The organism is Rhizobium sophoriradicis (assembly GCF_003939025.1).
In the GTDB taxonomy this organism is placed as follows: Bacteria; Pseudomonadota; Alphaproteobacteria; order Rhizobiales; family Rhizobiaceae; genus Rhizobium; species Rhizobium sophoriradicis.
On sequence record NZ_RQIH01000014.1, the window covers coordinates 224229 to 230428 of the forward strand.

Sequence of the window (6200 nt, forward strand, 5' to 3'; positions counted from 1 at the left end):
ACCTCGGCGTGTTCGGGGCGCTGTCCTTAGTCGTCAACTACCTTTAGAGGGAGCCGTGTCGTCTGTCTTGGTGAACGCTTACGACGCAGTCAAGACGCTCGCCGCGCTTGCCTAAGCCATTTTGGTTTGAGTTGTAAGGCCTGCGAGGTGAACTTCGGCGCAAGGATCTTGTCTGAATCAAGCCCATTTTGATTGCCGAGATCGAATACCGCGCCTGGACGCATGGCGGGAAGCTGCGGCATGCCTCATATAAGGGCCTGCGGGACTCGGCTGAGAGTACCCTGGTCTTTGACCTCCCTCTCCCGCCATCTCTAGTTTAGGTTCTGGGTCGATTGCCTTTCGCTCTCGGAGGCGGTAGGGACGACCAATCACCAATTATGCCGAGGTTGAGGTTTCGCTGTGAAAAACGGATTTATATGGTTGCTAATGGCAATTGAAATGTCCCTCATGCAGCCACTGCGAGCTAAAGCCTCCGCGCGAGAAGAGAAACGCCGCCTCGAGGCCCCCAGAGCGGCGAACCGGAATTAATCTAACTGCGTCGGTATTGATGGCTACCGTCTAGAGAAGATTTAGAGAGTAAAATGCAAACGCTTGAACAACAGAAGGCGACAGTATTGCAGCTGCGGGAAGAAATTGAGCAGGCGCGCGATGTCGAGGCGCTGAAGCCAATTTTAAACCGAATCTTAGACATCGTCGCCAGCAGCCTGGATGAAGATTTGGGCGGGTGGGCCCGTGACCAGGCGACAACTACAGAGTGACAGTTTCGCCCGTCGTCACGTTTACGACCGGAAGGCCATTCAACAAATTTTTAGCCTCGCTGTATGTTTTAAAGGCGAGGCTGCCGTCCCGGTTGCGAACTTCTCGCATGCGACATGGCCATTCGTGGCGCCGGGTCAGTTTATTATGTAGCTTTCCGGAGTAAATGTTGTCGATAAAGAAGGCGTTCGTTCCGGCCCGATTGGTGCCGATGAATTCGTAACCCCTCTCTTCAAGAAGGTGCCGGAATGCAGCCAAAGATGCGCCCCAATACATCCCGGAGTAGTGCTTGTTCAATCTGACAAAGGACTGATCGTAAGGTACACTTACGGGCGCATCTCCAAAGATATGGTTGTATTCCACGACAACAATTGCAGCCTTCTCGCGAATCTTCTCAAGCACCCAGTAATCGACGCCATCGATGTCGACGCTGAGTAACCCTAGTCCCCCGACAAACCCTGCCGACGAGATCAACTCAGCGATATTGTCGCGGTTGATAAATGCCGCCCGGGTTTGCAGATCATATTTGTAGGCGATGTCATCGGATCGAATGGAGGAGATGTTGTCTTCGGAGCCGTCGATAATCAAGCCTGACCAGTAACGCGAAGTTAGCAAATACCGCGTGTTGCTCTCGCGATAATCCTCTACGCCGAATTCAACGAAGTTTGTGACGGGTGGTTGGATCGTATCCACTAGCCAAGAGATAATCCCGTCCTCACCCCATTGGGAAAATACCGAAAACTCGGCCTCAGCCAGAGTGCCCAAGGCGTCTCTCTGGGCTATCTGATGCCCGCGGGTCTCACCCTGCAGAACAAGTAGCTTTTCCAAGCCAATGAGCCGTCGCGCCTGAAAGGCAAAGTCACGAAATTTGCGACGAAGGCGGGTCTTCATGGATTTGGCTCGCTTGTGGGGGATGGCACAAAACCATCCGCAGGAACGTCTGTCTTGACAACTGATCGGGCACCAATAATCGCACGATCGCCAATTGTCACGCCTTTCAGAATGATTGCACCCATGCCAATCCACACATCATTTCCGATACGTACCGGCGTCGTCTTTACCCCGGGGTTCTCGCGCGGATGTCCACTGGTCAGAATTTGCTTTGTCTGCGCGAAGCGCATCTGCGGATCGGTCGGGTGGCTGTCGCTGTCATGAATTGCAACCGAATGCGATACGAGAACCCTATCGCCGATGATGACTTCACTCGCTGACCAGATTGTTGACATCGGGCCGAGGTAAAACCATTCACCAATCTCGATCCTCCCTCCGAAACCGAAGGTTAAAAGTTCGCCGCGGATCGTTCCGTTGGCGCCCACTTGGATCGCTGATCGGTCATTGCGGATGTTGAAGACTCTGCCTTCGGAACTCAACTTGGTGGACATGCCAAGGACGGCGTCCCTCCTGGCGGCAGAAGTGACAAGGCTTGCTAAAAGCTTTTCGCGAGCAGTTAATATCAGACTTGAAAACACTTGCCGCCTTTACCGTCTCAACTGGAAAGATCATTATCGCCAACGACTGGTTTTAATGGTACGCGGGTTCAACTGCGAGCCACCACATCGGTTAAGTAATGCGCGTCTTTCAGAATTTTGGCCTATACCCTGCATATATGCACCGACTCAACAAGCTTGCAGCATCAGCGAATGCTTTTTCCGAACGACGGCAGGTTTTTCTCTCGGATTCGTTCGGCGCGTGCCACCTGCTTAAGACAGTGGTCGACGGAAGTAGCGATGCTTTCTTCACAACCGGTGACGATCCCATTACGCAGCGATTTTGGGCCCAAGAGCATGGCCTCCCGACCTCCACGGCGTTGGAGCAAATACTGCTTAGCCAGATCGAGGATCACCGCACTGAGATTTTTTACAATCTTGATCCTATTCGATACGGCAATGAGTTCGTCAGGAAGTTGCCGGGAACGGTAAAAAGGTCGATAGCTTGGCGAGCAGCGCCTTCAGGAAACGTCGATCTGGGTGCATATGATCTTCTCGTCTGCAATTTTCCAACGATCATAGAGAGCTACAGAGGCCGCGGATGGCGGGCAGAGTACATGGCGCCATCCCATGACCTCGCAATGGACAGCTATGCGGCGAACAGCAGCCGCCCGATCGATATTTTATTTGTCGGAGGATATAGCCGCCATCATAGCAGGCGCGCGGAAATTCTTGAGGCGGTCTCCGAACTTCGCAAGGATTTTCGGGTTGTCTACCACTTAGACCGATCTCGCCTTACGCGACTTGCTGAAAGCCCTCTGGGATGGCTCTTGCCCCTGAATGATCATCGGCGTCCTAAGGGCATTCGCGCGGTTTCCCGTCCGCCTGTTTTTGGGCGCGACCTGTATCGCGGAATCTCGCAAGCAAAAATCGTCTTGAACGGAGCTGTCGACATGGCCGGCTCAGATCGAGGCAACATGCGCTGCTGGGAAGCGTTAGGCTGCGGTGCTCTGATGATCTCCGACGCTGGCAACTACCCCAATGGAATGATCGACGGTACCACCATAGTGACCTATGGCAGTGCGCAGTCGGCAGTGGCATCAATTCGCACTGCACTCGCCGACCAAACCAGACTGAGAGAAATCGCGGCGGCAGGCAACATGATGATAAAGAGCCGATACAGCAAAGAGGCTCAATGGGAGAGTTTTACGCAACTCTGTCGGTAAACTGCGGATCTTTTTGATGGTTAACCTGTTCAAGAACGGTGATGGAAGGCACCCGCTGCTCACATTCGTGCACAATGTTGAGGATGTCCAGCGTGTCGCGGCCGAGACGATCTAGGTCGATTCCGTTTTCACAGGACGTGCTCCAGGTCATCGATCGCCTCTTGTGCGATTTACTGTCTGCCGGCGAACACGCTTTTGATTGCGCCGTTTTCGTCGCGCATCACGCAAACCATCGTCATGATCAAGCTCCATTCAGGCGCGGTACGGTATAGTCGTTAAAGCCGATTGATCGCAATGTATACGATACGCTACCGACCGTCGTGATGGCGTAAAAGGTTACAATCCCCGTTGATCGCGATCGGCTGCGAGCAGATACGCGGCCCGCTTGTGCCGTGTTGCCCGCGTTGACATTCAAGACTGCAACAGGAGATGTTACAGCATCAGCTCCCGCGCCAAGCTCGCCCGATGAATTAGCCGCAGAATTAACCGCAAGAATCCAATAAATTTCAGTAGCAATCCCAGCAGGAGTACCAACTGGCTGTATGTCGTTGACAGATATGCCGAAGCCATTGTATTCCTGCACGGCAACAGCAATTCTATATTCATTACCATCTTGAACATACTGACGAATTACATTGCCTGACGTTGTCAATACGACATTTACCCGCCCGACAACTTCCCATCCCGTAAGGTTTGCCGTTGAAACGAGCGTCGGGACAGATTGCAAACTTGCAACCCAATCGCCAACGCCTGTTGTAAGGTTGCGCACAGAGTGAACAAAATAGGTTTTGCTCGCCTGCATGACGCCAGTGTCAAGGAACCCGCCGCTATTGCCGGCCGTGAAGGTGGTGGACAGGGATTTTGTCAGCGCGGAAGCATAGACGACGTTCTTGGAATTGAAGAACACCTCGCCGGTTTTCATCTGAATAGAAGTGCTGGATACATAGACGGTCTCACACCCGACGACGTTGTTGATCTCCGATTTAGCCTGGATCTTGGCAATCAGCTTATCCGTGAAGAACGCTGTCCCACTGCAGACGATGAAGGTGGAATACCCGTTCGGGACGACAAGGGTTGCCGCGCTGTCGATCGTCTCTGCCCCATTCGGATCGATCGTCACGTCGCCGCCGTCGGCGATGACGCAATAGTGCCAGTTTGCGCCGAGCGTTGCCGCTGCGGTCAGGGTGAGCGTGGCAGACGCGGTAAAGCGGTGAACGGCGTTGTCGTCGGAGGCAAGCGCGGTGTAATCGCCTGACTTCGCCGCATAGACCGAGGCTTTGTCGAAAAAGATGTCGACGCCGTTCTGGGTGAAACCCAGCGCTCCGCCGCCCTTGAGATAGAGTCCAGTCTGCGGGTTCGAGGCGAAGCCAACACCCGGCGCCGAAACGGTGCCGCCTGCGGCCTTGAGCGGCGCTGCCATCGGCGCCGAGCCATCGCGCGGCAGCGAGTTGGTGATTTCGTTGCCGAGATCGGTCGTCAGCGCGTTCCATGGCGCCGGATCGATGACCTGGCCAACGGAGGGTGTCGTCCCGGCGGGTTTGGAATAGACGCCGGTTGATGGGTTTCTGGGCATTCATTGTCTCCAAAGTAAAAAGGCCCCGCGGATTGCGAGGCAATTGGCTCTGAATCAAAAGGCAACGGGCCACCGGCTAAGGTCGAGCGCTGTCGCGACAGCAACTCCTGTGAAAGCGAGAGGTCAAGGGGTTGCTCCTGATTGTTGTAATATGTTAGGGGCAGCGATCCGAGCAGAGCGAAGACCTTTGCGGTCCAATGGCGCCGCCGCTTCGAAAGAGAACCCAGCAAACGTGATACGCGGCCTCTTTAATCATCAACGCTTGCAGATGCTTATAGCCTCGGCAATAAGCCTACTCTTCCTGATATTCCTGCTAAAGGCAGTGGATTGGGAGGAAGCTGTCCGCATTTTTCGTAGCGGAATATCCGTCACATCGCTCCTGTGGTTCATGCTTGTTACCTTCGGCATTGCCGTGGGTTATGCGGTGCGATGGCGACTGTTGCTGGACGGTAGGATCGGTTACGGAGCGTCCCTCATGGCCTCCCTGCTCGGTCTTGGCACCAACATGTTCCTTCCTGCGAGAGGCGGAGACCTTTTACGCGTACATTACAGCCGTGTCGTCGCAACTGTCCCCTACGCCGACGCTCTTGGTAAGCTTCTGATCGAAAAAATGGTCGACCTGGTGACGATCATTTCTGTCGGTATATTTTCCTTGGTCTTGCTGAGCCATACACTGAATTCCGAATACCGAAATGTTCTGCTGGTCATCATGTTTGGTGCAATAGCTGGGATATTTCTGTCGGCAGTTCTCGTAAGGTATTTCAGCGATCGGCTTGTCCCGATATTGCGACCCGTCTTCGGTCTCGTGCGACTGCAGGATTTCTTTGACCGCCACATTATTCATTTCATCCGAAATTCCGCACGAAGCCTATCTCTTTCGGTGACCATCGTTCCTGCTGTTCTCACGCTGGTTCTGTGGCTTTCGGCATATGCGCTTGCGTATATCTGCGTGGGCCGTTTTGTCGGCGTCGCGCTGAGTTACCAAGAGTCGTTGTTCGTGTTGTTCGCCGGCGGCTTGGGCCTGATGATCCCAGCTGCGCCATCCGGAGTCGGTACTTTCCACGCCTCCGTCGTTTCGGCATTCGTAATACTAGGTCGTGTGGACAGTTATCTGATCCATAGCATTGTCGCCGCGATAGTGACGACGGCGAGGTAGTTTTCGGCGGTTTTCTCGAAGCGCGTCGCGACCCTTCTGAACTGCTTGAGTTTAGAAAAGCA

The 6200-nt window shown here is 54.0% G+C and carries 6 protein-coding genes and 3 pseudogenes; 4 read left to right on the forward strand and 5 right to left on the reverse strand.

Annotated features, from left to right (window positions below):
* Nucleotides 1-176: 176 nt before the first annotated feature.
* Nucleotides 177-320, forward strand: a pseudogene (locus tag EFR00_RS34050) (ATP dependent DNA ligase); the annotation flags it as partial.
* Nucleotides 321-581: 261 nt separating this feature from the next.
* Nucleotides 582-758, forward strand: coding sequence for a hypothetical protein (locus EFR00_RS33140; protein ID WP_167482301.1), 177 nt, complete (start codon nt 582-584; stop codon nt 756-758).
* Here the strand turns inward: EFR00_RS33140 and EFR00_RS23825 are convergent.
* Together EFR00_RS23825 and EFR00_RS34260 are read right to left on the reverse strand one after the other, a co-directional pair.
* On the reverse strand, nt 748-1647 hold the full coding sequence (locus EFR00_RS23825) for a hypothetical protein (protein WP_077994692.1): 900 nt from the start codon (nt 1645-1647) through the stop codon (nt 748-750). The genes EFR00_RS33140 and EFR00_RS23825 overlap by 11 nt on opposite strands.
* Nucleotides 1648-1691: 44 nt before the next feature.
* Nucleotides 1692-1796: pseudogene (locus EFR00_RS34260) on the reverse strand (DapH/DapD/GlmU-related protein); the annotation flags it as partial.
* A gap of 527 nt (nt 1797-2323) precedes the next feature.
* Here EFR00_RS34260 and EFR00_RS23835 point away from each other — a divergent pair.
* On the forward strand, nt 2324-3409 hold the full coding sequence (locus EFR00_RS23835; protein ID WP_077994684.1) for a glycosyltransferase family protein: 1086 nt from the start codon (nt 2324-2326) through the stop codon (nt 3407-3409).
* Here EFR00_RS23835 and EFR00_RS34055 read toward each other — a convergent pair.
* Both EFR00_RS34055 and EFR00_RS23845 read right to left on the reverse strand, forming a co-directional pair.
* The gene (locus tag EFR00_RS34055; protein WP_341356223.1) at nt 3390-3560 is read right to left on the reverse strand and encodes a hypothetical protein; all 171 of its coding nucleotides are present in this window, start codon (nt 3558-3560) and stop codon (nt 3390-3392) included. The two genes, EFR00_RS23835 and EFR00_RS34055, sit on opposite strands and share 20 nt — an antisense overlap.
* Before the next feature lie 90 nt (nt 3561-3650).
* Entirely contained in the window at nt 3651-4982 is a 1332-nt protein-coding gene (locus EFR00_RS23845; protein WP_077994682.1) for a hypothetical protein, read from the reverse strand.
* A gap of 268 nt (nt 4983-5250) precedes the next feature.
* On the opposite strand from EFR00_RS23845, the gene EFR00_RS23850 reads away from it, so the two are divergent.
* Nucleotides 5251-6138: a lysylphosphatidylglycerol synthase transmembrane domain-containing protein gene (locus tag EFR00_RS23850; RefSeq protein ID WP_125864863.1), complete on the forward strand. Its 888-nt coding sequence runs from the start codon at nt 5251-5253 to the stop codon at nt 6136-6138.
* On the opposite strand, the pseudogene EFR00_RS23855 reads toward EFR00_RS23850, so the two are convergent.
* Nucleotides 6090-6200 (reverse strand): annotated as a pseudogene (locus EFR00_RS23855) (IS5/IS1182 family transposase); the annotation flags it as partial. The gene EFR00_RS23850 and the pseudogene EFR00_RS23855 sit on opposite strands and share 49 nt — an antisense overlap.